19 protein-coding genes and 1 pseudogene are annotated in these 22915 nt (G+C 73.6%); 9 read left to right on the forward strand and 11 right to left on the reverse strand.

The genetic code is table 11. The features are described 5' to 3' along the window. Positions 1–334, reverse strand: a pseudogene (locus P3T27_RS30100) (hypothetical protein); the annotation flags it as partial. A gap of 470 nt (positions 335–804) precedes the next feature. On the opposite strand from P3T27_RS30100, the gene P3T27_RS30105 reads away from it, so the two are divergent. Then, on the forward strand, positions 805–972 hold the full coding sequence (locus tag P3T27_RS30105; protein ID WP_280684148.1) for a hypothetical protein: 168 nt from the start codon (positions 805–807) through the stop codon (positions 970–972). Positions 973–1296: 324 nt separating this feature from the next. After that, positions 1297–2739 carry an MFS transporter gene (locus P3T27_RS30110; RefSeq protein ID WP_280684288.1) on the forward strand — a complete coding sequence of 481 codons (1443 nt, stop codon included), beginning with the start codon at positions 1297–1299 and terminating at the stop codon, positions 2737–2739. 197 nt (positions 2740–2936) lie between these two features. On the opposite strand, the gene P3T27_RS30115 is transcribed toward P3T27_RS30110, so the two are convergent. The 6 genes from P3T27_RS30115 to P3T27_RS30140 are packed head-to-tail and all read right to left on the reverse strand — an operon-like array spanning position 2937 to position 11198. Beyond that, a complete protein-coding gene (locus tag P3T27_RS30115; RefSeq protein WP_280684150.1) occupies positions 2937–3629 on the reverse strand; it encodes a ribonuclease H in 693 nt (230 codons plus the stop codon). A 43-nt stretch (positions 3630–3672) separates the two neighbouring features. Beyond that, positions 3673–5898 (reverse strand): trehalase family glycosidase, encoded by a 2226-nt coding sequence (locus P3T27_RS30120; RefSeq protein WP_280684151.1) that lies wholly within the window; start codon positions 5896–5898, stop codon positions 3673–3675. Beyond that, entirely contained in the window at positions 5895–7961 is a 2067-nt protein-coding gene (locus P3T27_RS30125) for a beta-galactosidase (protein WP_280684154.1), read from the reverse strand. Before P3T27_RS30125 ends, P3T27_RS30120 begins: the two co-directional genes overlap by 4 nt. A gap of 8 nt (positions 7962–7969) precedes the next feature. Beyond that, positions 7970–8851 carry a carbohydrate ABC transporter permease gene (locus tag P3T27_RS30130; RefSeq protein ID WP_280684156.1) on the reverse strand — a complete coding sequence of 294 codons (882 nt, stop codon included), beginning with the start codon at positions 8849–8851 and terminating at the stop codon, positions 7970–7972. Beyond that, positions 8848–9780, reverse strand: coding sequence for a sugar ABC transporter permease (locus P3T27_RS30135; protein ID WP_280684158.1), 933 nt, complete (start codon positions 9778–9780; stop codon positions 8848–8850). The genes P3T27_RS30130 and P3T27_RS30135 overlap by 4 nt, the downstream gene beginning before the upstream one ends. An 11-nt stretch (positions 9781–9791) precedes the next feature. After that, positions 9792–11198 (reverse strand): sugar ABC transporter substrate-binding protein, encoded by a 1407-nt coding sequence (locus tag P3T27_RS30140; RefSeq protein WP_280684160.1) that lies wholly within the window; start codon positions 11196–11198, stop codon positions 9792–9794. A gap of 96 nt (positions 11199–11294) precedes the next feature. Here P3T27_RS30140 and gcvPA point away from each other — a divergent pair, with 96 nt between their 5' ends. From gcvPA to P3T27_RS30165, 5 genes are read left to right on the forward strand one after another with little or no spacing between them, the layout of a single operon-like run. Continuing rightward, complete coding sequence (gene gcvPA / locus P3T27_RS30145) at positions 11295–12653, forward strand: aminomethyl-transferring glycine dehydrogenase subunit GcvPA (RefSeq protein ID WP_280684162.1); 1359 nt, start codon at positions 11295–11297, stop codon at positions 12651–12653. After that, on the forward strand, positions 12650–14296 hold the full coding sequence (gene gcvPB, locus P3T27_RS30150) for an aminomethyl-transferring glycine dehydrogenase subunit GcvPB (RefSeq protein ID WP_280684164.1): 1647 nt from the start codon (positions 12650–12652) through the stop codon (positions 14294–14296). The genes gcvPA and gcvPB overlap by 4 nt, the downstream gene beginning before the upstream one ends. Beyond that, positions 14293–15435, forward strand: a complete 1143-nt coding sequence (locus P3T27_RS30155) for an NAD(+)/NADH kinase (protein WP_280684166.1) — start codon at positions 14293–14295, stop codon at positions 15433–15435. The genes gcvPB and P3T27_RS30155 overlap by 4 nt, the downstream gene beginning before the upstream one ends. 49 nt (positions 15436–15484) lie before the next feature. Then, positions 15485–16225, forward strand: a complete 741-nt coding sequence (locus P3T27_RS30160; protein ID WP_280684168.1) for a glucose 1-dehydrogenase — start codon at positions 15485–15487, stop codon at positions 16223–16225. 47 nt (positions 16226–16272) lie between these two features. Next, positions 16273–16926 (forward strand): GntR family transcriptional regulator, encoded by a 654-nt coding sequence (locus tag P3T27_RS30165; protein ID WP_280684170.1) that lies wholly within the window; start codon positions 16273–16275, stop codon positions 16924–16926. Positions 16927–17050: 124 nt separating this feature from the next. On the opposite strand, the gene P3T27_RS30170 is transcribed toward P3T27_RS30165, so the two are convergent. Together P3T27_RS30170 and P3T27_RS30175 are read right to left on the reverse strand one after the other, a co-directional pair. Beyond that, a complete protein-coding gene (locus P3T27_RS30170; protein WP_280684172.1) occupies positions 17051–17788 on the reverse strand; it encodes an MgtC/SapB family protein in 738 nt (245 codons plus the stop codon). A 198-nt stretch (positions 17789–17986) separates the two neighbouring features. Then, positions 17987–18646, reverse strand: coding sequence for a ScbR family autoregulator-binding transcription factor (locus P3T27_RS30175; RefSeq protein ID WP_280684184.1), 660 nt, complete (start codon positions 18644–18646; stop codon positions 17987–17989). Between the two features lie 110 nt (positions 18647–18756). Here P3T27_RS30175 and P3T27_RS30180 point away from each other — a divergent pair, with 110 nt between their 5' ends. Beyond that, a complete protein-coding gene (locus tag P3T27_RS30180; protein WP_280684187.1) occupies positions 18757–19680 on the forward strand; it encodes a ScbA/BarX family gamma-butyrolactone biosynthesis protein in 924 nt (307 codons plus the stop codon). 244 nt (positions 19681–19924) lie between these two features. Then, complete coding sequence (locus tag P3T27_RS30185) at positions 19925–20617, forward strand: HAD family phosphatase (RefSeq protein WP_280684189.1); 693 nt, start codon at positions 19925–19927, stop codon at positions 20615–20617. A 196-nt stretch (positions 20618–20813) separates the two neighbouring features. Here the strand turns inward: P3T27_RS30185 and P3T27_RS30190 are convergent, their stop codons facing one another. Both P3T27_RS30190 and P3T27_RS30195 read right to left on the reverse strand, forming a co-directional pair. Further along, entirely contained in the window at positions 20814–21554 is a 741-nt protein-coding gene (locus P3T27_RS30190; protein ID WP_280684191.1) for a DAK2 domain-containing protein, read from the reverse strand. After that, entirely contained in the window at positions 21551–22588 is a 1038-nt protein-coding gene (locus P3T27_RS30195; RefSeq protein ID WP_280684193.1) for a dihydroxyacetone kinase subunit DhaK, read from the reverse strand. The genes P3T27_RS30190 and P3T27_RS30195 overlap by 4 nt, the downstream gene beginning before the upstream one ends. Positions 22589–22915: the final 327 nt, after the last annotated feature.

The raw sequence follows: 22915 nt of genomic DNA on the forward strand, positions 1-22915 counted from the left end.
CACTCACCCCCTCCAACGCCGCACCCCACGTCCCCTCGTCATGCCAGTCGAACGGCACCGCCCCCGACCGCGACCCCACCCGCACCCCGTACCCCAGCACCGACAACCGCTCCGCCACCCGCCGACCCGTCTTACCCGTGCCACCCACCACGAGCACCACACCGGCATCGACCGGGAGATCCACAACACCCTTACGCGTCATCACAACCACCTCATTCGAAGAAACGGAGAAAACCGACGGGACCGACCCGCCGAAGACGCCGAGGGCGTCCGGCCGGTCCGACGCGATCCGGGGGCTCCGTCCGATCTGCGAGCCCGTTCGGTTCGTCGTCATGGCACCATTCAAATCCACCCCGAGTCGGCGAACCATAGCCACCGCACTCACGTCCATGCGCGAGCGTCTACACCGCCCACCAGCGGCTGTCCGCCCGTGCAAGGCCGCCCACGAGGCCGCCCACGAGGCCGCGGCCAGGGTTCCACCACCACCCACCACAACACAGCCCACCCCCGCCGGAAAGACCTTTCCACCGCCTCTCGACCCCTCCTCGACCTCCCCGGGAAATCACCGGGAAAGGCGCCGGAAAGGGAGCAGGGGAGGCAGCCTGGAAATCCCGGCGGAATCCGGTCCGGCACCCCGCCGCCCCGGCCGGCGGCTCTCCGGACCACTGGAGCGGGACGCACCTGGACCCGTACCGCGTCCAGCTGATCGCCTGTCTGGACTCGCCCGGCGAGGCCGAGTTCCTGACCGACTGCACGTTCACCTCGGACTCCCTCAAGCTCTACCGGGGCACGTACGAGGTGAGCGTGTACGAGACCAGGACCGGCAGGAAGGTCGGCACCGAGCAGCTGCTCGGCAGTGCGAAGCCCAGCTACCCGGGCATGGCCTACCTGAAGAAGGACGTCTCCAAGCTGCACACTGAGCCCGAGTTCGCGGACTACCAGCAGGTGTTGCGCAAGTACGTCGAGCAGTAGGCCCGCTCCCTGGCCCCGGCCCGCCGGGCGCAGCCGCCACGGCTGTGCCCGGGAGCGCGCCACCCGCCGCACGACGGGCACCGGCCTCCCGGTACCCCGGCGACACGAGAGGACCGCATCGTCCCCGCGTCCCCTCCGACCCCCGGGCAGAATGACGGAGAGGGCGTCACCGATCACCGAGCGTGACGAACGTGCCCCGGTGTGGTCGCGGGCGAAGCGGGCAGACGCGGGGCCTTCCGTTTCGAGGAGCGAAGGAGGCCCGTCGTGGCCGATCACGCGAAGCCGTCCGCACCACGGACACCGGCCGATCCCGCCGGTGGATCCCTGGTCGTCGAGACCGACGTGCCGGCGAGGCTGGACCGGTTGCCGTGGTCCCGCTGGCACTGGCGGATCGTCATCGGCCTGGGCACCGTCTGGATCCTGGACGGCCTGGAGGTCACCATCGTCGGCAACATGGCGGCCCGGCTCGCGCAGCCCGGCAGCGGCATCAGCATCACGACGGCCCAGGTGACCACCGTCGCCGCCGCGACCTACGTGGCGGGCGCCTGCAGCGGGGCGCTGTTCTTCGGCTGGCTGACCGACCGGCTCGGGCGCAAGAAACTGTTCATGCTGACGCTCGCCGTGTACCTGGCGGCGACCGCCATCACCTCGCTCTCCTGGACGGCCTGGTTCTTCTTCCTCTGCCGCTTCTTCACCGGCTTCGGCATCGGCGGCGAGTACGCGGCGATCAACTCGGCGATCGACGAGCTGATCCCGGCCCGGGTGCGCGGCCGAATCGACCTGATCATCAACGGCAGTTTCTGGGTCGGCGCCGCGATCGGCGCCTTCGCGTCCGTCGCGCTGCTCGACACCTCGCTCTTCGCGACGGACGTGGGCTGGCGGCTCGCCTTCGGGATGGGCGTGGTGCTGGGGCTGGCGATCCTGCTGGTCCGCCGGCACGTTCCGGAGAGTCCGCGCTGGCTGTTCACCCACGGGCGGGCCGAGGAGGCCGAGACGGTGGTGGCCGGGGCCGAGGAGATCGTGGAGCGGGAGACCGGCCGACCGCTGCCGCCGGTCACCGGGAAGCCGATCAGGATCCGGGAGCGCGGCCCGCTCGGCTTCGTCACCCTCGCCCGCACCGTCATCCGCCGCTACCCACGCCGCACGGTGCTCGGTCTCGCGCTGTTCATCGGCCAGGCGTTCCTCTACAACTCGGTGACCTTCGGCTACGCCGTCATCCTGACCACGTACTTCGACGTGCCGGAGGGCGACACCGGCTACTACTTCGCGGTGATCGCGGTCGGCAACTTCCTCGGCCCACTGCTGCTCGGCCACCTCTTCGACTCGGTCGGGCGGGTGCCGATGATCGCCGGCACGTACATCGGCTCCGGGCTGCTCCTGTTCGGCACCGCCGCGCTCTTCCAGCGCGGCGCCCTCTCCGCCACCGGCATGACGGCCTGTTGGACGGCCGTGCTCTTCCTGGCCTCCGCCGGGGCCAGCGCGGCCTACCTGACGGTCAGCGAGATCTTCCCGCTGGAGACCAGGGCGATGTCCATCGCCTTCTTCTACGCCGTCGGCACGGCGGTCGGCGGCATCAGCGGACCGCTGCTCTTCAACGGCCTGGTGAGCAGCGGGAAGGTCTCGCAGACCACGCTGGCGTTCTGCATCGGGGCGGCGCTGATGACGGCCGCGGGGCTGGTGGAGGCCGCGATCGGCATCCGGGCGGAGGGGCGCAGCCTGGAGTCGCTGGCCACCCCGCTGAGCGCCGTCGAGCCGGCCGAGAGGTAGCGAGCCGTCGGGCGCCCGGCCTCGGGGCACTCGGCCTCCGGATTCAGGCGCCGCCGGGCACTCGGCCTCCGGGTCCAGGCGCCGCCGGGCTCCGGCAGCGGCGTGTCCCAGGCCGGCGGACGGGGCCGGGCCGCGACGGCCACCGCCACAGCGACGGCCCTCGAGGCCGGCAGCCCGAACGCACCCGGACCCGAGGCTCAGGCGTGGGCGCCCACGCACTCCGGGTGTCCCCAGCTACCGCCCACCTTGGTGATCGTGTCGCCCTTGGCGTAGGGACGGGTGCACGGGCAGGTGCCGGCGAATCGGGCGGACAGGGTCCGCGAGCCTCCCGAGGAGGCCCGCTTCGGCTTCGACCCGGCCGAGGAGGCGGTGCGGGCGCCGCGCGAGGGGGAGGTCCGGGCCGGTTCCGGCTCGGGGAGGTCGGCGCCCGTCCCGCCCGCGGCCTCCTGGCGGCGGGCGGCGTCGCTGGCGGCCTTGTCGGCGATGGCGTTCAGCGGGTCGCCGTTCACCTGGTGGGCGGGCACGTACACGAAGGTGACGTCCCGCCCCTCCAGGAGCGCGTCGATGTGCTGGATCAGCGCCTGGTTGGCCACCGGCTTGCCGGCGGCGGTCTTCCAGCCGTTGCGCTTCCAGCCGACCAGCCACTTCGTCACCGCGTCGCGGGTGTACGTGCTGTCGAGACGGACCTCCAGCGGTACGGCGGGGTCCGTCGCGACCAGCAGCTGCTCCAACGCCGTCAGCTCGCCCACGTTGTTGGTGCTGTGCCCGAGCGGACCGGCCTGCCAGCGCTGCGGCACCCCGGCGGCGTCCGCGACCACGTAGGCCCAGGCCGCCGGCCCGGGGTTGCCCTTGGCCGCTCCGTCACAGGCTGCGATGAGTCGTTCGTTCATGCACCGATCATGCCAGGGCCGGGCGGGTACCTCGAAGCGCCGGTCAGCTGCGCAGGAGCAGCAGGAGCAGGGCGGCGGACCAGCTGAAGTTGGTGGAGTTCCGCCCCTCCCCCGTCAGCGGGTCGTAGTTCTCCCGCAGCGGCCCGTCACCGCCGAGGCCGGCGGCCGTCGCCAGCAGCCGGTCCGTCGCCTGCCGGGCGTCCTGGTTCCAGCCGTACCGGCGCAGGCCCTCGATGGCGAAGTAGGTCTGGTCGAGCCAGGCCAGCCCGCGCCAGTACCCGGCCGGATCGAAGTACGCGGAACTGCGGGCCACCGTCGGGAACGGCAGCGCGGTGCCGAACTCCGCCGGGTCGAGCAGCAGCCTGCGCACCGCCCGGGCCTGGGCGGGGGTGGCGGTGCCGGACCAGAGCGGGATCGCACCCTCGATGCCGCGTCCGCGGCCGGTGAGCCGGGCCCCGGTGGCCAGGTCCGTGTCGTGGAACCAGCCCGTGGCCGGGTCGAACATGGTGTCGCGCACGGCCCGGTCGATCGCGTCGGCCCGGCCGCGCAGCCGCTGGGCGGTGGCACGGTCGCCCAGTTCGGCGGCGATGGCGGCCAGCGAGCGGTGGTCGGCGGCCAGGTAGGCGTTCAGGTCGACGGACCGCTGGGTCAGGGACCAGCCCAGCAGGGCCCCCTGCGCGCCGTGGTTGGCGACGACCGTGGTGCCGAGCGCGGCGTCGAAGCGCGGCGCGTTGTCCATGCCGGACTCCCAGGCCGCCGCCAGGACGCAGTCCTGCGGGGCGGCGTTGCCCGGGTCGACCGTGGCGCCGTACTCGCACAGGCCCTCGCCCTCGTGGTCCCGGTTGCGGTACCACCACTCCTGGTAGGCGGTCAGCTTGGGCAGCATCTCGCGCAGGAACGCGCGGTCGCCGCCGTGCCGGTAGACCTCCCAGACCGCCCAGGCGGCCAGCGGGGGCTTGGAGTTGCGCTCGTTCCAGTTGCCGCCGCCGGTGCTCGGGTCGTTGTAGAAGACGCAGTCCGGGATCATCCCGGCGTCCTGCGGGCGGTCGGCGGAGTCGGGTCGGATCTGGTGGTCGAACATCGCCCGGATCTGGTCGGCGGCGAGGCCGGGGGCGAAGACGGCGGTGCCGGCGGCCTGCTTCCAGGTGTCCCAGGCCCAGACCCCGCTGAACCACTTGTACGAGAGCGAGGGCGTGATCGCGTCGTGCCGGATCCGCCCGGCCGGGCTGCGCCAGTTGGTGACGAGGGTCTGTACGCACTTGACGGCCGCCCGGCGGCGCGCGGCCGGGACGCCCTCGGTCGCCCGGGCGACGTACCCGGCCCAACGGGCGGCGCCCGCCGCCGCGACCCGGTCCGGGGCGCGCAGCGCGGCGTCCGCCTCGGCGGCGGCGCGGGCGTACTCGGCCTCGGTGAACGTGTAGCTCTCGGTCCAGGCCAGGGTGCGGGCCGCGCCCGGTGCCAGCCGTACGGCGTCGGCCAGTTCGGTGCGGTGGCTGTCGCCGCTGACGATGGTGCGGACCGGCGCGGCGTGGCGGACCTCGAAGCGCTCGGTGCCGTCGGTGAGGTAGTCCCACGTCCGCCGCACGCGCGCGAACCGGACGGCTACGCCGCGCTCGGCGGCGACCAGGTGGGGGGCGTCACGCTGCGGGGCGTCGGCCGGGCGGAGCAGCGTCCCGGTCCAGGCGACCCGCAGGGTCCGCTCGCCCGCGCCGTCGTTGGCCAGCCGCGCCCGGACCAGGGCGGTGCGGTTGCCCGCGAAGCGCAGTTCCAGGGTGAGCTCCAGTCCGCCGCCGAGCTCGTAGGACTGCCGCAGCAGGCCGGGCAGCGAGGTGAGCCGGGGGGCTGCGCCGCCTGCGAGGTCCAGCGCCCGGCCCTGCTCGCTCAGGTGGATCCGGCTGAGGCCGTCGCTGAGCCACCACGGGTACTCCTGGGCCACGTGGAGAGGGCCGGTGAAACCGCCGAGCGGCTCCTGCGGGCGCGGCAGGGCGTAGGCGTGCCAGGCGCCCAGGTCGGCGAAGACGTTGATCGGGTTGTTGCCCCCGGCGTCGCCGGGGTACGCCTGCGCGGGTGTGCCGTGCAGGTCGAGGACGTCGGCGTAGCGGTCGAGCAGGGCTGCGGTGCCGTTGCCGGCCGGGCCCGCGGTGCCGTCGTCGGCCGGGGAGGTGGGGCGCTCGTCGGCGACGGCCGCCGGCGCGACGCCACCCGCGGCGAGGGCGGTGCCGGCGGCGACCGTGGTGGCCAGGACGTGGCGGCGGGTCAGCGGCTTCATGCGCGCTCCTCGGCAGGGGTGGAGGGGGACGGGGAGGCAGAGGTGCGGGGCACCGGGCGGACCCGGACGACGGCGGCGCCCAGCGGTGCGAGGGTGACGCCCTCGGCGACGTCGGTGCCGGTGAGCAGGTCGGTGCCGGGCTCGCCCAGCGTCACCCGGCACGCGGCGGAGCCGTGGTTGAGCAGGAACAGGTAGCCGGTGCCGTCCTCGGCGCGGCGGCGGGTGGCCTCCACGCCCGTCGGCAGGTCCGCCACCTCGGCGGCCACCCCGGCCTCGGCGAGCGGCAGGTCGAGCACCCGGCCGACGTCCGCGCCGAGGTGGCAGCCGAGGTACCAGGCGCTGCCCGTGCCGTGCCGGTGCCGGGTGACGGCCGGGAGGCCGGCCAGTTCTCCGGAGGCGTAGCGGGCGACGGTCTCGGCGCCCTCGGTGTCGATCCACTCGCTCCAGTGCTCCGCCCGGAGCTCCGCCCCGCCCTGGTCGAGCCGGACGGCGGTCGCCGCCCCGTCGGGGATCGGCCAGTGCTCGTCGACGACGACGCCGAACAGCGGCCGCAACGGCCCCGGGTGGCCGCCGGGGTGGATGTGGTCGTGCCGGTCGCTGATGCCGCTGAACGGGCCGCAGACCAGGTGGCCGCCCGCCGTGACGAAGGCGGTGAGCCGGTCGGCGGTGGCGGTGTCGAGCAGGTACAGGTTGGGGGCGAGCAGCAGCCGGTAGCCGTCGAACGCTCCGGTGGGCGGGACGAAGTCCACGGTCACGCCGCGGTCGTGGAGCGCCGCGTACCAGGGCCGGAGCAGGTCGGGCCAGCGCATCCGCGCGGAGGGGTGGTCGTCCAGCTCCAGTGCCCACCAGCTGTCCCAGTCGAGCAGGACGGCCGCCTGCCCGCGCATCCGGGTACCCGCGAGCTCCCCCAGCCGGCGCAGGTCGGCGCCGAACCGGACGGTCTCGCGCCAGCCGCGCGAGGCCGTGCCGCGGTGCGGCAGCATCGCGCTGTGGAACTTCTCGGCCCCGGCCACCGAGGCCCGCCACTGGAAGTGCAGTATCCCGTCCGCGCCCCGGGCCAGGGCCTGCAGTGACCAGAGCCGGTACAGTCCGGGCCGCTTCGGCAGGTTGACGGGACGCCAGCTGACGGCCGAGGGGGCCTGCTCCATCAGCAGCCACGGCTTGCCGCCCTTGAGCGAGCGCATCAGGTCGTAGTTCATGGCCGCGTTGACGTGCGCGCGGGGGTCCGCCGGGTCGGGGTAGGCGTCGTCGGAGACGAGGTCCTCGTGGCGGCTCCACTCCCAGTAGTCCAGCGACTTGAGCATCGACATGAAGTTGGTGGTGACCGGCACGCCGGGCGAGACCTCGTCGAGGACGGCCTTCTCGGTGCGGTGGAGGGCCAGCAGCGCGTCCGAGCAGAACCGGCGCCAGTCCAGCAGTTGGGTCGGGTTGACCGGTCCGGGCGCGGTGCGCGGCGGCTCGATCTCGTCGAACGACCCGTACCGCTGGGACCAGAAGGCCGTCCCCCAGGACCGGTTGAGCTCCTCGACGGTGCCGTGGCGCTCGCGCAGCCAGCGCCGGAAGTCGGCGGCGGAGGCGGGGCAGAAGCACTCCTGGACGTGGTCGCCGTACTCGTTGTGGATGTGCCACAGGGCCAGCGCCGGGTGGTCGCGGTAGCGCTCGGCCAGGGCCCGGGTGAGCCGGGCGGCGGCGGCCCGGTAGACGGCGGAGGAGGGACAGTAGTGCTGACGCGAGCCGAACTCCAGCCGGACGCCGTCGGCGGTGACGGGCAGCAGCTCCGGGTGGGCCCGCACCAGCCACGCCGGCGGCGAGGCGGTGGCGGTGGCCAGGTCGACGGCGATGCCGTGGCCGTGGACGAGGTCGAGCAGCCGGTCCAGCCAGCCGAAGTCCCAGACGTCGGCGGCCGGTTGGAGGCGGGCCCAGGAGAAGACGCCGACGGTGACCAGGTTGACCCCGGCCTCGGCCATCAGCTTCACGTCCTCCGCCCACACCTCCTCGGGCCACTGCTCGGGGTTCCAGTCCCCGCCGTAGAGGAGGCCGGACACACGGGTGAGTGCGTTCATGCGGGCGGTCATCCTTTCAGCGCTCCGCCGAGCAGGCCGGCCACGAACTGCCGCTGGAAGAGCAGGAAGAGCAGCACCAGCGGGAGGGTGGCCAGCAGGGAGCCGAGCATGAGGCCGGAGTAGTCGACGTGGGTGAGCCCGGTCAGTGTGTTGAGCGCGACCGGCACGGTGTACTTGTCCTCGGTGTTGAGCATCAGCAGCGGCCAGATGAAGCTGTTCCACTGGCCCATGAAGGTGAAGATCACCAGCGCGCCCAGCTGCGGCCGCACGCAGGGCAGGACCACCTGGTAGAAGGTGCGCAGTTCGCCGGAGCCGTCGATGCGCGCGGACTCCAGCAGTTCGTCGGGGAAGTCCAGGAAGCCCTGGCGCATCAGCAGGATGCCGAAGGAGTTGGCCAGGAAGGGCAGGATGACCGCCTGGTAGCTGTCGATCCAGCCGACGCTGGCCATCATCTGGAACAGCGGGACGAGCAGCACCTGCAGCGGGATCATCATGGTCGCCAGCACCAGCCCGAGCAGCAGCCCGCGGCCCCGGAAACGGTACTTGGCCAGCCCGTAGCCGCACATCGCCGACAGCACCGAGCTCAGCGCGGTGTAGACGACGGCGATGCCCAGGCTGTTGAGCAGCACCCGGCCGAAGCCGATGCTCTGCTGCAGGTGGGCCAGGTTGCGCAGCAGGTCCCCGCCGGGCAGGAACGGCGGCGGGGAGTGGAAGAGCTCGGAGCTGCTGTGGGTGCTCGCGATCAGCATCCAGACGAAGGGCACCAGGCTGACGACGGCTCCGAGGGCGAGCGCGAGCAGCACGGCGCCGCGGCCGAGCCGGGCGGGCAACGGCCGGGTACGGGGACGGGTACGGGCGGCGGCAGGGGTGGGGGCGGAGGTGGGGCTCACCGGCGGCGTTCCCTTCCGTAGAGCCGGAACTGGAGGAGGGAGACCGCGGCGATGACCAGCACCACGACCCAGGCGATCGCGGCCGCGTAGCCGAAGTCGAGCTGCTGGAAGCCGACCTTGTACAGGTAGACCACCGGGGTGAGGGTCGCGTCGCCGGGGCCGCCGCGCGTCAGCACGTAGTTCTCGTCGAAGAGTTGGAGCGTGCCGATGGTGGAGGTGATGACGCAGAACAGCACCACCGGCCGCAGCTGCGGCAGGATCACACTGGTGTAGGTGCGCAGCGTGCCCGCGCCGTCGAGGGCGGCGGCCTCGTACTGGTCCCGGCCAATGGCGTGCAGGCCGGCGAGCAGGATGACGGCGTTGTAGCCGGTCCAGCGCCAGGTGACCGAGCCGATCAGGGAGATCCGGGCCCAGGTGGGCGAGTTCAGCCAGTCGACCGGGCCGGCGCCGAGCGCGTGCAGGAGCTGGTTGGCCAGGCCGCCGTCGGTGCGCAGCAGGACCTGGAAGACGACGGCGTAGGCGACCAGCGTGGTGACCGCGGGCAGGAAGAAGACCGCCCGCCAGCCGGCCCGGAACCGCAGCCAGGACTGGTTCAGCAGGACGGCCAGCACCAGCGCCAGCCCGATCATCACGGGCACCTGGACGGCCAGGATCATCGCGGTGTTGACCAGGGAGTGCAGGAAGGCCGGGTCGTCCAGCATCCGCCGGTACTGGTCCAGCCCGACCCAGACGGTGACGCCGTCGCGGCGGGCGGTGAAGCTCTGGTAGAGGCTGGCGCCGAGCGGATAGGCGAAGAAGAGGATGAAGAGCACGGCCGTGGGCCCGGCGAAGAGCCAGGCCGCGGAGCGCGGCAGCCGTCGTCGCCGGGTGCGCGCGGTCCGCACGGGTACGGCGGCCACCTCGGGGGCGGGGGCCTGGAGACTGGTCATGGCGCGTGTCCCTACGGGGCCGGCTGGCGACTGGTCGCGGTGGCGATCTGGCGGGCGGCGGAGCGCAGCACGGTGCCGGGATCGGCTCCGCCGTGCAGCACCTGGTTGACGGCGGTGTTGACGATGTCGCCGGCCTTGGAGTCGTCGGCGGTGACCTCGACGGTGGGGATGGACCTGGCGAGGTCGGCGAACAGCCGCATGGCCGGCTGGTTCGCGTAGTAGGCGTCGGGCTGCTGGAAGTACGGGTGGTCCAGCGCCGGGAGGTAGGCGGGGAAGAGTCCCTCGTGCTCCATCATCGAGGCCTGGTTGGCCTTGTCGGCGAGCAGGGCGGAGATGAACGCCCAGGCCAGTTCCGGGTTCTTGCTCTGTGCGGTGACGGAGAGGGTGGAGCCGCCGTTGTTGGAGGTGCGACAGCCGCCGGGGGTGAACGCGGGCAGCGGCACGACGCCGAACTTGCCGGTCAGGTCGGCCATCTCGCTGGTGAGGGTGCCGTCCCACCAGGCGGCGGTGGGGGTGGTGGCGACCTTGCCGTCGTGGGTGCCGGAGACCAGGCCGTCCCAGCCGTCCTCGAAGTCGACGAGGCCCCGGTCGACCAGCTGTTTCATCAGGGTGAGCGCCTGCTCGGCGGCGGGTGAGGCGACGGCGACCTTGCCGTCCACGAACCAGCCCTGGCCCTGCTGTTGGAGCAGCAGGGAGAACGTGCTGTCCTGCTTGGTGTCCATGATGAGCAGCTTCTTGCCGGTGCGGGCCTTGAGGGTGGTCCCGGCGGCGAGGTAGTCGTCCCAGGTGGCGAGGCCGGCCGGATCGACGCCGGCCTGCTGGAAGTGGTCGCGGCGGTAGAAGAGGGCGCAGGGGCCGCTGTCCCAGGGCAGTGCGAAGACCCGGCCGGCCGCGTTGGTGACGGTGCGCCAGGCCGCCTGCGCGAAGTCCGGGGCGAGGCCGGCGGCCCGGCCGGTCAGGTCGACCAGCGCGTTGGGGAAGTTGCCGATGTAGGTGGGCAGTCGGTGGCCCTCGACGGTCAGCACGTCCGGCAGCCCGCTGCCGGCACTGAGTCCGACGGTGATCTTGTCGTAGGCGTTGTCGTAGCCGATGTCGACGACGTCGATGGTGGTGCCGGGGTGGGCCTGTTCGAAGGCCTTGCCGAGCCGCTGCATGGCCTTGGCGGCCACGTCCCAGGACCAGACGGTGATCTTCCCGGCGAGTTTGCCGCCGGAGCCGGCGTCCAGCCGCTTGGCGTCCGGGGTCCCGGCGCCGCCGGTGGCGCAGCCCGCCGCCCCGGCCAGCAGCAGCGCGCCGCCGGCCAGCCCGGCGCCGAGGACACGGCGGCGGGAGGGGCCCGAGCCGGGCCCGCACCGTCCACCGCCGGGGCCGTCAACGTGTCTGCGACGACTGCCGGTTGAGATCGTTCCTCCCGACATCTTGCCTCCTGAAGAGTGAATGCCGAATGCTGTATACAGAACTCAGCACACACAGTGCCGTCAAGGCCTGTGACCGAAATCGCGGAAGGTGCCAGGATGACCGCACGCGTTCCCCGAACCCACCCGTACATCCCCAACTCCGCCCCCGACGTCAAGACCGCGATGCTGGCGGCGATCGGCGCGCGGACCGTCGAGGAGTTCTACGCCGACATCCCCGCCGCGCTGCGGCTGGACCGCCCGCTGCGGCTGCCCGAGCCGCTCGGCTCCGAGGCCCGACTGGTCGCCCACATGGAGGAGTTGCTCTCCCGCAACGCCGCCGTCCCGCCCGGCCGCAGCTTCCTCGGCGCCGGGTGCTACCGCCACCACGTGCCCGCCGTGGTCGACGAGGTCGTCAACCGCAGCGAGTTCCTCACCGCCTACGCCGGCGAGCCGTACGAGGACCACGGCCGCTTCCAGGCGCTGTGGGAGTACCAGTCCCTGATGGCCGAGCTGCTGGCGGTCGAGGTCGTCAACGTGCCCACCTACGACGGCTTCCAGGCCGCCGCGACCGCACTGCGGATGGCCGGCCGGGCGACCGGGCGGCGCCGGCTGGTCCTCGTCGGCGAGCTCGACCCCGACAAGCTGTCCCGGATCCGCGACTACGTGCACGGGATCCACGACCTCGTGCACGTCCCCGCCGAGCCCGAGGCCGTCCACGCCGCCCTCGCCACCGGCGACACCGCCGCCGTCTTCGCCGAGCTGACCGACCACCGCGGCCGGGTCGACCCCGAGCTGCCGCAGTACGTCGAACTCGCCCACCGGGCGGGCGCGCTGGCCGTCGTCGGCGCCAACCCGCTGAGCCTCGGCGTGCTCGCCCCGCCCGCCTCCTTCGGCGCCGACCTCACCTGCGGCGACCTCCAGCCGCTCGGCATCCACCCCAGCTTCGGCGGCGGCAACGCGGGCTTCATCGCCAGCCAGGACGACGAACGCCTGGTCGCCGAGTACCCGAGCCGCCTCTTCGGCCTCGTCCCCACCGACGTGCCGGGCGAGTACGGCTTCGGCGACGTCGCCTACGAGCGCACCTCCTTCGCGCTGCGCGAGGAGGGCAAGGAGTGGGTCGGCACCGCCGCCGCCCTGCACGGCATCGCCGCCGGGGTCTACCTCGCGCTGATGGGGCCGCACGGCATGCGCGAGATCGGCGAGACGATCCTCGCCCACACCGCCTACGCCCGCCGGCGCCTCGCCGAGGTCCCCGGCGTGGAGGCGGGCGACCCCGAGGCCGTGCACTTCGCCGACTTCACCCTCCGCTACACCGGCGAGCGCACCGCCGCCGAGATCGCCGCCGCCCTGCTCGACCGCGGCTTCCACGCCGGCGCCCCGGCCGGGGAGCGCGAGGGCCGCTACTGCGTCACCGAGCTCCACACCCAGGCCGACATCGACCGCCTCGCCGCCGCCCTTGAGGAGATCGTCAAGTGACGGACCATCACCCGATCGCCGGCCGTCAGCCGATCGCCGGCGAGCCCGAGACCACCGACCGGCCCGGGACGACCGACCCGCGGATCGCGCCGAAGCCCGCCCTGCGCCGCTTCCACCAGGCCCGCTGGGACGAGAAGCTGATCTTCGAACTGGGCGCGCCCGGCGAGCGCGGAATCCTGCCCCCGACGCCCGAACCCGCCGTGACCGCCGCCGTCGGCAGCCCCGCCGACCGCCTGCCCGCCGCACTGCGCCGCGGCACCCCGCCCGCGCTGCCCGAACTCGGCCAGCAGCAGGTGCTCCGCCACTACCTGCGGCTCTCCCAGGAGAACCTCGGCGCCGACCTCAACATCGACGTCGGCCAGGGCACCTGCACCATGAAGTACAGCCCCAAGGTCAACGACTCCTTCGTCCGCGACCCGCGGATCGCCGCCCTGCACCCGGCCCAGGACGCCACGACCGTCCAGGGCGTGCTCGAACTCGTCCACCGGCTGGAGCAGTTGCTCAAAGAGGTGTCCGGCATGGACCGGGTCTCGCTGCAGCCCGGCGCCGGATCCGCCGCGATCTGGACCAACGTCTCCGTCATCCGCGCCCACTTCGCCGCCCGCGGCGAACCGGAGCAGCGCGACGAGGTCATCACCACCGCCTTCTCGCACCCCTCCAACGCCGCCTGCGCCAAGACCGCCGGGTTCAAGGTGATCACGCTCCACCCGGACGCGGACGGCTACCCCGACATCGAGGCGCTGCGCGCCGCCGTCGGCCCCCGCACCGCCGCGCTGCTCATCACCAACCCCGAGGACACCGGGATCTACAACCCCCGGATCGCCGAGTTCGTCCGCATCGTCCACGCGGCCGGCGGTCTGTGCGCCTACGACCAGGCCAACGCCAACGGCGTGCTCGGCATCACCCGGGCCCGCGAGGCCGGCTTCGACCTGTGCCACTTCAACCTGCACAAGACCTTCTCCACCCCGCACGCCTGTGGCGGCCCGGCCGCCGGCGCCTGCGGCGTCACCGCCGAGCTCGCGCCCTACCTGCCGCGCCCCACCGTCGAGTTCGACGGCGAGCGGTACGTCCTCGACCACGACCGGCCGGAGTCCATCGGCAAGATCCGCCCGTACCTGGGCGTCGTCCCGAACCTGGTCCGCGCCTACGCCTGGATCATGTCCCTGGGCGCCGAGGGGCTACGCGAAGCGGCCGAGATCGCGGTGCTCAACAACAACTACCTGATGCACCGGGTCCAACGGATCCGCGGCGTCAGCGTCCCCTACGCCGAGGGGCGGCCGCGGGTCGAACAGGTCCGCTACAGCTGGCGCCAACTCGCCGAGGACACCGGCCTGCACAGCGAGGACCTCGGCTACCGCGCCGCCGACTTCGGCACCCACTACTGGACCAGTCACCACCCCTACGTCGTCCCCGAGCCGATGACGCTGGAGCCGACCGAGTCCTACTCCCGCGCCGACCTGGACGAGTACGCCGCGATCCTCGCCGAGGTCGCCCGCGAGGCCTACGAGGAGCCGGAGACCGTCCGCACGGCCCCGCACAACTCCACCGTGCACCGCATCCGGCCCGAGCCGCTGGACGACCCGAAGGTGTGGTCCGTCAGCTGGCGCTCCTACCGCCGCAAGGTCCTCGGCGAGCAGCCGTGACGACCGGGATCCGGATCGGGCTCGTGGTCAACCCGGTCGCCGGCCTCGGCGGCCGGGTCGGCCTCAAGGGCAGCGACGGCGCCGAGGTCCAGCGGCGGGCCCGCACCCTCGGCGCCCGACCCGCCGCGACCCTGCGGGCAGAAGTGACACTACGTCAGTTGAACGTGCTGGCACGGTCACTGACCCTGCTCACCGCGGCCGGGCCGATGGGCGCGGACGCGGCGCAGGCGGCCGGCCTGCACGCGACGGTGGTCCACCGGCCCGCCGGCCCGGACACCACGGCCGCGGACACCCGCGCGGCCGTCCGCGCCCTCGTCGCGGTCGGCACGGACCTGCTCCTGTTCTGCGGCGGCGACGGCACGGCCCGCGACGTCCTCGCCGCTCTGGGGCCGGGGCCCGGCCCGCCCGTCCTCGGCATCCCGGCCGGAGTCAAGATGCACTCCGCCGTCTTCGCCGTCCATCCCCGTGCCGCCGCCGAGGTGGCCGCCGCCTGGGCCGGCGGCGAGGGCGTCCGGCTGGTGTCCGCCGAGGTCATGGACCGCGACGAGGCGGCGCTGCGGGACGGCCGGATCTCCGCCCGCCTCCACGGGTGGCTGACCGTCCCGGTCCTGCCCTCCCGGGTCCAGCAGCGCAAGACCGGCAGCTCCGCCACCGACCCCGAGGCGCTGGGCGGCATCGCCGCCGAGGTCGCCGAACGGGTCGGCCCCGGCGGGCTGCTCGCCCTCGGCCCCGGCGGCACCACCCAGGCCGTCGCCGCCGCCCTCGGCGCGGCCGACGCCTGCCCGGGCGGCGTCGACGTGCTGCGCCTCGAACCCGGCGGCACCGCCCGGATCGTGGTCCGCGACGCGCGGGCGGACCAGTTGCTGGCACTGCCCGCCGCCCCGTGGATCGCGCTGTCGCCGATCGGCGGCCAGGGCTTCCTGCTCGGCCGCGGAAACCAGCAGATCACCCCCGAGTTGCTGCGCACCGCGGGCCCCGAGCGGCTGCTCGTCCTCGCCACCGAGGCGAAGCTCGCCGCCCTCGCCGGCCGTCCGCTCCTGCTGGACACCGGCGATCCCGCGCTGGACCACGCCCTGTCCGGGCACGTCCGGGTGATCACCGGCCGCCGCTCCAGCGCCGTCTACCGCCTCACCGGCTGACCCCATCCCCGCCCCTGCCGCACCCCCTGCCCCGAAGAGGAGCCCCCCAGTGATCGACCTCCACGGCAAGCGCGCCATCGTCACCGGCGCCGCCTCCGGCATCGGCCGGGCCACCGCCGCCCTGCTGGCCGAACTCGGCGCGGCCGTCGTCCTCGCCGACCGCGACACCGACCGCGGCGAGCAGGCCGCCAAGGAGACCGGCGGCGCCTTCGTACGCTGCGACGTCTCCCAACGAGCGGACTGCGAGCGGGTCGTGCGCACCGCCGTCGACCTGCACGGCGGCGTCGACGTGCTGTTCAACAACGCCGGGATCATCCGCCGGTCCACCGTCTGCGACATCCGCGACGACGACTGGGACCTGGTGATGGCCGTCAACGTCCGCTCCATCATGCTGCTCAGCGGCCTGGTCGTGCCGCTGATGGCCGCGAACGGCGGCGGCAGCATCGTCAACACCGGCTCCGGCTGGGGCATCCGGGGCGGCGGCCGGGCCGTCTCCTACTGCGCGTCCAAGGGCGCCGTCGTCAACATGACCCGGGCCATGGCCATCGACCACGGGCCCGACAACATCCGCGTCAACTGCGTGTGCCCGGGCGACACCGGTATGCTCGCCGAGGAGGCCCGCCAACTCGGCGAGAGCCCCGACGCCTTCTACGCGGATGCCGCCGACCGACCGCTCGGCCGCATCGGCCAGCCTCGGGACATCGCCCAGACCGTCGCCTTCCTCGCCAGTGACGCCGCCACGTTCGTCAGCGGCGCGATCATCGCCGTGGACGGCGCCGGGACCGCCTGACCAACACCCGGCCGGTACGCTACGGACCGAGGAAGAAGGGAAGCCCGATGGCGATCGAGCGGCGTCCGCTGCGCGAACAGGTGAAGGACGAACTCCTGGAGCGGCTGGGCCACGGCCGGTTCACCCCCGGCGAGTCGATCAACGAGGTCCACCTCGCGGAGGAACTGGGCGTCAGCCGCACCCCGTTGCGCGAGGCCCTGATCAGCCTGGAGCGCGAAGGCATCATCACCAGCGAGCGCGGCAAGGGCTTTCGCTTCGCGCCCACCGGAAGGCAGGAGTTCCTCGACCTCACGGCCATCCTGATCGCCCTGGAGTCCCTGGCGCTGCGGACCTCCGACCGGGAGCACCTGTCCGCCATCGCGCCCCGGCTGCTGGCGGAGGCCCGCGCCTTCTCCGCGCCGCAGGCTCCGCACGGCACCATAGAGCGCTACGACGACGCCTGGCACGCGCTGTTGCTCTCCGGCTGCGCCAACGCCCGGCTGCGCGAGCTGATCGACTCGCTCAAGCTGACCCTGCACCGCTACGAGCGGGTGGTCGTCGGCGACCACGCGATCCTCGAACGCGCCGCCGAGGAGCACGAGCGGATCGCCCAGTGCCTGCTCGACGGCGACATGGAGCAGGCGGTCGCCGCCCTGGAGGCCAACTGGACCAGCGGCATGGAACGGATCATGGAGCGCCTGCCCGCCGTCGGCACGCGCTGACGTCCGGCCGTCAGCCGTCCACCACCGGCAGAGGTACGGCAGCCCGTGCTTCTGCCGGTGGAGCTTCCCGGCACCCGGCCCCGTCGTACCGCTGTCGGCCGTAGGGCCGGTCCGCCCCGCGGCGTCACTCCTCGTCGGACCGGCCGCGGATGCAGGTGAGCACTCCGGCCACCGAGGCGATCTGCGCGGTGAGCCCGCCGGCGTCGCCCTGTCCCTGGACGGACAGGGCGACCTCGACGGGCTTCTCGGCGGCCTCGCCGGAGAGTTCCCCGGCCACGTCGGACAGCGTGCGCAGTTCGAGGACGGCGGAGCCCGCCCGGGTGCACTGGTCCAGCACCTCCCGCAGCACCTCCTGGCCGGGGCGGTAGATGATCCGGTACGAGACCGCGGCCCGGCGCAGCGCGGGCAGCCGGTTCAGCAACGGCCTTATCGCGTAGGACACGACGAAGTACGCCGCGACGGTCAGCGCCGCGAGCAGCGGCAGGCCCGCGGCCGCGGCGGCGCCCACGGCCGCCGTGAGCCAGATCGTGGCCGCCGTCGTCAGCCCCTGGACCCAGCCCCGGTGCACGAAGATCACACCGGCGCCGATGAAGCCGAGCCCCGACACGATCTGCGCGGCCATCCGCGAGGGGTCCAGCTCGACCGTGCCCGTGTGCACGACGTCGGTGAAGCCGTACTTGCTCACCAGGGTGAACAGCGCCGCGCCGGCGCCGACGGTCGTGTAGGTCCGCAGCCCGGCGGCCTTGTGGCGGAGCTGCCGCTCGACTCCGATCAGGCCGGAGAGCAGGAAGGCGAGCAGGAACTCCAGGACCTGGACCCACCCCTGCCCGCTCGGCCCGCTCGCCCACTGAACCGGTGCCATACTCCTGACGCCCCCTTCCCACCGTGCTGTCGACGGTGCCGGCGGCCGTCCCCCGCCCGGGGCGTGGCGCCGTCGTGCCGCCGGCCCCGGGACGTGGTGGCGCGATGCCTGCCCATGCTAGCGACGCCGGGCGGATCGGCCCCCTCCCGGGAGTCCGCGGGGGTCGATTCCGCGTCAATCCCGGCATCGATCCCCGCGTCAATCCCCCGCGCCGCCCGGCCGGTTGGTGCGGCAGGCCCGCCCGGGCCGCACCACGGCGAGGAGGGCGGCGGGGTCGGGGTGCTTCTGCAGACCCGGCAGCAGCAGGTGCCACAGGTCCGCCAGGCGGTCCTCGATGCTGAGCCGTCCGTCGATCGCGTCGGAGACGGTGTGCAGCCCGAAGAAGGCGCAGATCACGCCGTGGGCCGCGGTCGCCGGGTCGACGCGGGCGGCGAGTTCGCCCTCGGTGCCCGCGCGTTCGAGCAGGGAGCGGACCGTGTCGATCCATCCCACGAAGGGCACCGGGAGGTCGGCGTCGATGGCCGCGCGCTCGGACCAGAGCCGGGCGCCGGCCCTGACCACGACGTCGTCGCGGAAGGCCCGCGCCACCGCGAAGCTCAGCCGGACGAGTTGCTCCAGCGCGGGCGCCAGGGTGCCGGTGTGGCGCGCGACGAGCTCCGGCCACGAGGCGAAGTGCGCCTCGATGACGGTACGGGCCAGGTTCTCCTTGCTGGTGTAGTGGAAGTAGATGGCGCCGCTCGTCCGTCCCGAGGCCGCGCTGATGTCACTGATGCTCGTGCCCGCGTATCCGCGTTCGTCGAACATCCGAGCAGCTGATTCGAGGACAGACCTCCGAGTCGTCTCAGCTCGATTCTGCAAGCGCCTCTGCCTTTTCAAGATCACCCGGTTTTGCACGCACTGTAGTGATCCCGGGCGGGAACGCCAACTGACGACATGCGAACCCAGCAGGATTGATATTTTCTGTATATATGAAGATGCTGGATTTCCCTGCTTCCCCGGCGGCCCGGCATCCCGCCCGACCGCTCAGCTGGTCCCGCACGGTTCCCCGCGAACTGGTGCACCGCGCCGCCGTGGCGGAGGTGCTGCTGACCGACGTCCGGGCCCGGGGCGGCGGCCGCTTCGAGGCGGCGGCCCAGTGGCCCCGCTCCCATCCCACCTTCCCGCGCGGACGCGGCGAGCGGCACGACCCGCTGATCGCCGTCGAGACCGCGCGCCAGCTGGGCATCTACCTGCCGCTGTGTCACTACGGCGTACCGCGGGACACCCACCTCTTGATCACCGACGTGTCCTGCCGGGTCGATCCGGCGGCCGAGCCGAGGGGCGACGGCCCGGCGACGGTGCTCTGCCGGGCCGAGGTGCACGGCCTTCGGACTTCGGCCGAAAACCACCGGCCCACGGGGATGCGGCTGCGGGTGGACTGCTACGCGAGGGGCGCGCTCTTCGCCCGGATCGAGGGCGGGACGCGCTTCGTGGACCGGCTCGCCTACCCGACCCTGCGCGGCGCCGGTACCGCCCGGACACCCGGCGACGCCGGCCCGCCGCCCGACCCGCCGTCGCCGGAGGAGGTCGGGGTCGCGCTGCCCTCCGACGTCGTGGTGGCCCGCGCGGACGGCACGGTCCTGGTCTGCCCGGGCGATCCGGGGCACCCCTTCTTCTTTGACCACCCGTCCGACCACCTGCCCGGCATGGTGCTGCTGGAGGCGGCCCGGCAGGCCGCGGTGCTGCGCAGCGCAGGACGGCTGTCCCGCCCGGTCGCGTACCGGATGAGAGCGCTGCGGTTCACCGAGTTCGCCCCCCTCGCGGTCGTGGAAATCACCGAGTACGAGCATTTGTGCGTTTTTCATATTCGCCAGGGTGGCCATATCACCGCAGCAGGGGTGCTCGGCTACTGAAGTAAAGACCTGACAAATATCGCGCCATCAAGTTTGACTGCGAAACATATCGATCGTAACGTAGCGATCGTTATGTTCCGGGTCGTTTTCTCCGGCCCGGATGCCGAGGCGCGTCGTTCTGCCGCGCTCCCGACTCCGGCCCCGGGCGGGTCGCGGCCGACCCCGCCCCCACGCCGTGGTCGTCTCCCGTCCGGACGCGCGCTCGGTGAATCCCACAAGCCAATCCCATCTGAAGGGCGTAGGCATGACCGTGGAGAGCATCAACGACTGGACCCCTGCAGCCGTCGTCTTCGACTGCGACGGCACGCTCATGGACACCGAGTCGCACTGGCACGGAGCCCGTGCGGAGGTGCTGCGGGACTTCGGCATCGCGGCCGGACCGGACTTCACCGCGCGCGCGGCCGGGCTGCACTACTCGGACTGCGGGCGGCTGATGGCCGAGACCGCCGGCGATCCCGCGCTGGCGCCGGAGATGACCGACCGACTGCTGGTCAGCTTCCGGGCGCTGGTCGACGCCGACCCGACCCCCATGCCGGGCGCGGCCGAACTGGTCGGCCGGCTCAGCGGGTTCCTCCCGCTGGCGGTCGCCAGCAACTGCCCCCGCGACGTGATCGAGGCCGGGCTCGACGGCGCCGGGCTGCTCCGGTACTTCGAGCACATCGTGGTCCCGGCGGACGGGCTGGCGCCCAAGCCGGAGCCGGACGTCTACCTGACCGCCGCCCGGCTCTGCGGCGCCGAGCCCACCGACTGCCTGGCCGTGGAGGACACCTACTGCGGCATCCGCTCGGCCGTCCAGGCGGGGCTGCGGGTCGTCGGCGTCGGACCGCACCCGTCGGCCGAGGCGCGGGAGGCGGTCGACCTGTGGGTCGCCACCCTGGACGAGCCGGGGCTGCTCGACTGGGCCCGGCGCCGGAGCGCTCTCGCCCTCACCGGCTGAGCACCACCCGGGCCGAAGCCGGGCACCGTACGGCCGGGCCGGGCGGTCACGGGCCCGGCGATCACGGGCCCCACGGCCACGGGCCCGGCCGTCGACAGCCCGGCGCTTGCGGGCGCGGCCGTCAAAGGCCCGGCGGTCACGGGCCCGGCCGTCAAAGGCCCGGCGGTCACGGGCCCGGCCGTCAAAGGCCCGGCGGTCACGGGCCCGCGGGGGCCGGTTCGGGGCCCCACAGCGGATCGGGTCCGCCGGCCGGGGCCTCGGTGGGCGCGGTGTCGTCGAGCAGTACGACGTCCAGCGTCCGCGGCACCCCGCCGGCCGAGGCGAAGAGCAGCGCGATGCCCACGGCACCCGGGTCGGGGACCCCCGAGGCCCGTTCCCCGAGGTAGCTGGCCCGACCGCGGCGGGCCCGCAGCGCCCTGGTCCGGCGGACGCCCGCGGCCGCCGCGGCGGCGGCCATCGCGAGGCAGTCGTCCGGTCGGGCCCCGGGAGCGCAACCGCGCAGGGCCAGCGCGGCCGGGTGCAGGGCATCGACGAGTGTCTTGTCACCCGGCCGCGCCTCCCCCACCCGTTGGACGGCCTCCAGCGCCGCCGTCACCCCTCGGGCCAGGGCCGGTCCGGTCAGCGGGCCGGTGCCGGCGGCCGCCGCCAGTTCCTGGAGCACCAGGCCGAAGAGCGGCCCGCTCGTCCCGCCGACCTCGTCCAGGAACGCGCCCGCCGCCGCGGCCAGCGGTACGGCCGCGGCCTGACGCCCCGGCGGCAGCCGGTCCAGCGCGGCCAGCGCACACCGGACGCCGGTGAGCAGGTTGACGCCGAAGTCGCCGTCCCCCGCGGCCTGGTCGAACCGGGTGAGCTCCTCCTCGGTGGCGGCGACGGCCTCGGCGAACCGCCGCATCCAGCCGGCCGTGAAGACGCCGTCGAATGCCTTTGTGCCCGTCATCTCCTGACCTCCTGGTGACCGGGGGCCGGCGCCGACTCCGCGACCGGCCAAGCCGCCGTGTACGCGGGGGCGTCGAGCAGCGCGAGCGTCTGTTCGTCGGCGGCGAGCAGGGTGATCGAGAACCCCCGCATGTCGAGCGCGGTGACGTAGTCGCCCACCAGGGCGCGCTCCAGGCGGCGTCCGCCCGTGTCCAGGACGGCGGCCAGTTCGTTCAGGACCGCGTACAGCTCCAGGCTGGTCGTCGCCCCCAGGCCGTTCACCAGCGCGACGAGGGGGGCCCGCGCCGGCCGCAGCGACTCCAGCAGGCGCAGCGCCATCCGCCCCACCAGGACGCCCAGCGGCTCGCGCTCCAGGGAGAGTTCGGCCCGTTCACCGTGGATGCCGACACCGAACTCGACCAGGTGCTCCAGCACGTCGAAGGCCGGCCGACCGGTGGCCGGGGAGGTGTGCGCGGCGCCGGCCACCGCGATGCTGCGGCACCGTCCGGCCAACGCGCTTCCCAGCGACGCGAGTTCCGTTAGGCCGAGCCCTCGGTCGGCGGCCGCCCCGAGGATCTTCTGCACCAGGACGGTGGCCGCCGTCCCGCGCCGGCCGGCGGCGACGGACTCGGAGTCGGAGGCGAGGTCGTCGTCCACCAGGACTCTGGCGCACGGTATGCCCTGGCGGTGCAGCCGTTCGGCCGCGATGCCGAAGTTGATCCGGTCGCCGGTGTAGTTCTTCACGATGTGCAGGACGCCGTCCTCGCCGGCGACCGCGCGCGAGGCCTCGAAGATCTGCCGGTTGTGCGGCGAGGCGAAGATCCGGCCCGGGCAGGCGGCGTCCAGCATGCCCCGGCCGACGAATCCGACGTGCATCGGCTCGTGCCCCGAGCCTCCGCCGGAGAGCAGTCCGACCCGGCGCCCGGGCGCCCGGTCACGGGCCCGGACGAAGCCGAGGTCGGGGTCGTGGACGACGAGCGATGGGTGGGCCCGGGCGAATCCGGCGAGTGCGCTCGCCACCAGGGCGTCCTGATCGGTTTCGAGGTAAGGGGCCACGTCCGGCTCCGCTCGGTAGGGCGGCCCCGCTGCGCGCGACCGCCGATCACGTTCACCCATGCTTGGGCAGACACCCGCGCGCGGCAACCCGCGCGCGGCGACCCGCGAGGGCTCGGGACGGCCGCCCGGCGCGCGGTTCGGGGCCTGCGGGGCGTCGGTGCCCCGGCGGGTCCGGGCGCCCACCCGGGTGATGCCACGCACCCGCCGTCCGGCCGCGCCTGCGCCGGCGGTTTCACCCGCCCGCCCGGGATCCCCCGGCGCCCGGGCCCGCATCCGATCCTGCGCACCCCACAGCGGCCGGATTCTATCGGGACGTCCGACAGTCCG

The organism is Kitasatospora sp. MAA19 (assembly GCF_029894125.1).
Lineage (GTDB): Bacteria > Actinomycetota > Actinomycetes > Streptomycetales > Streptomycetaceae > Kitasatospora.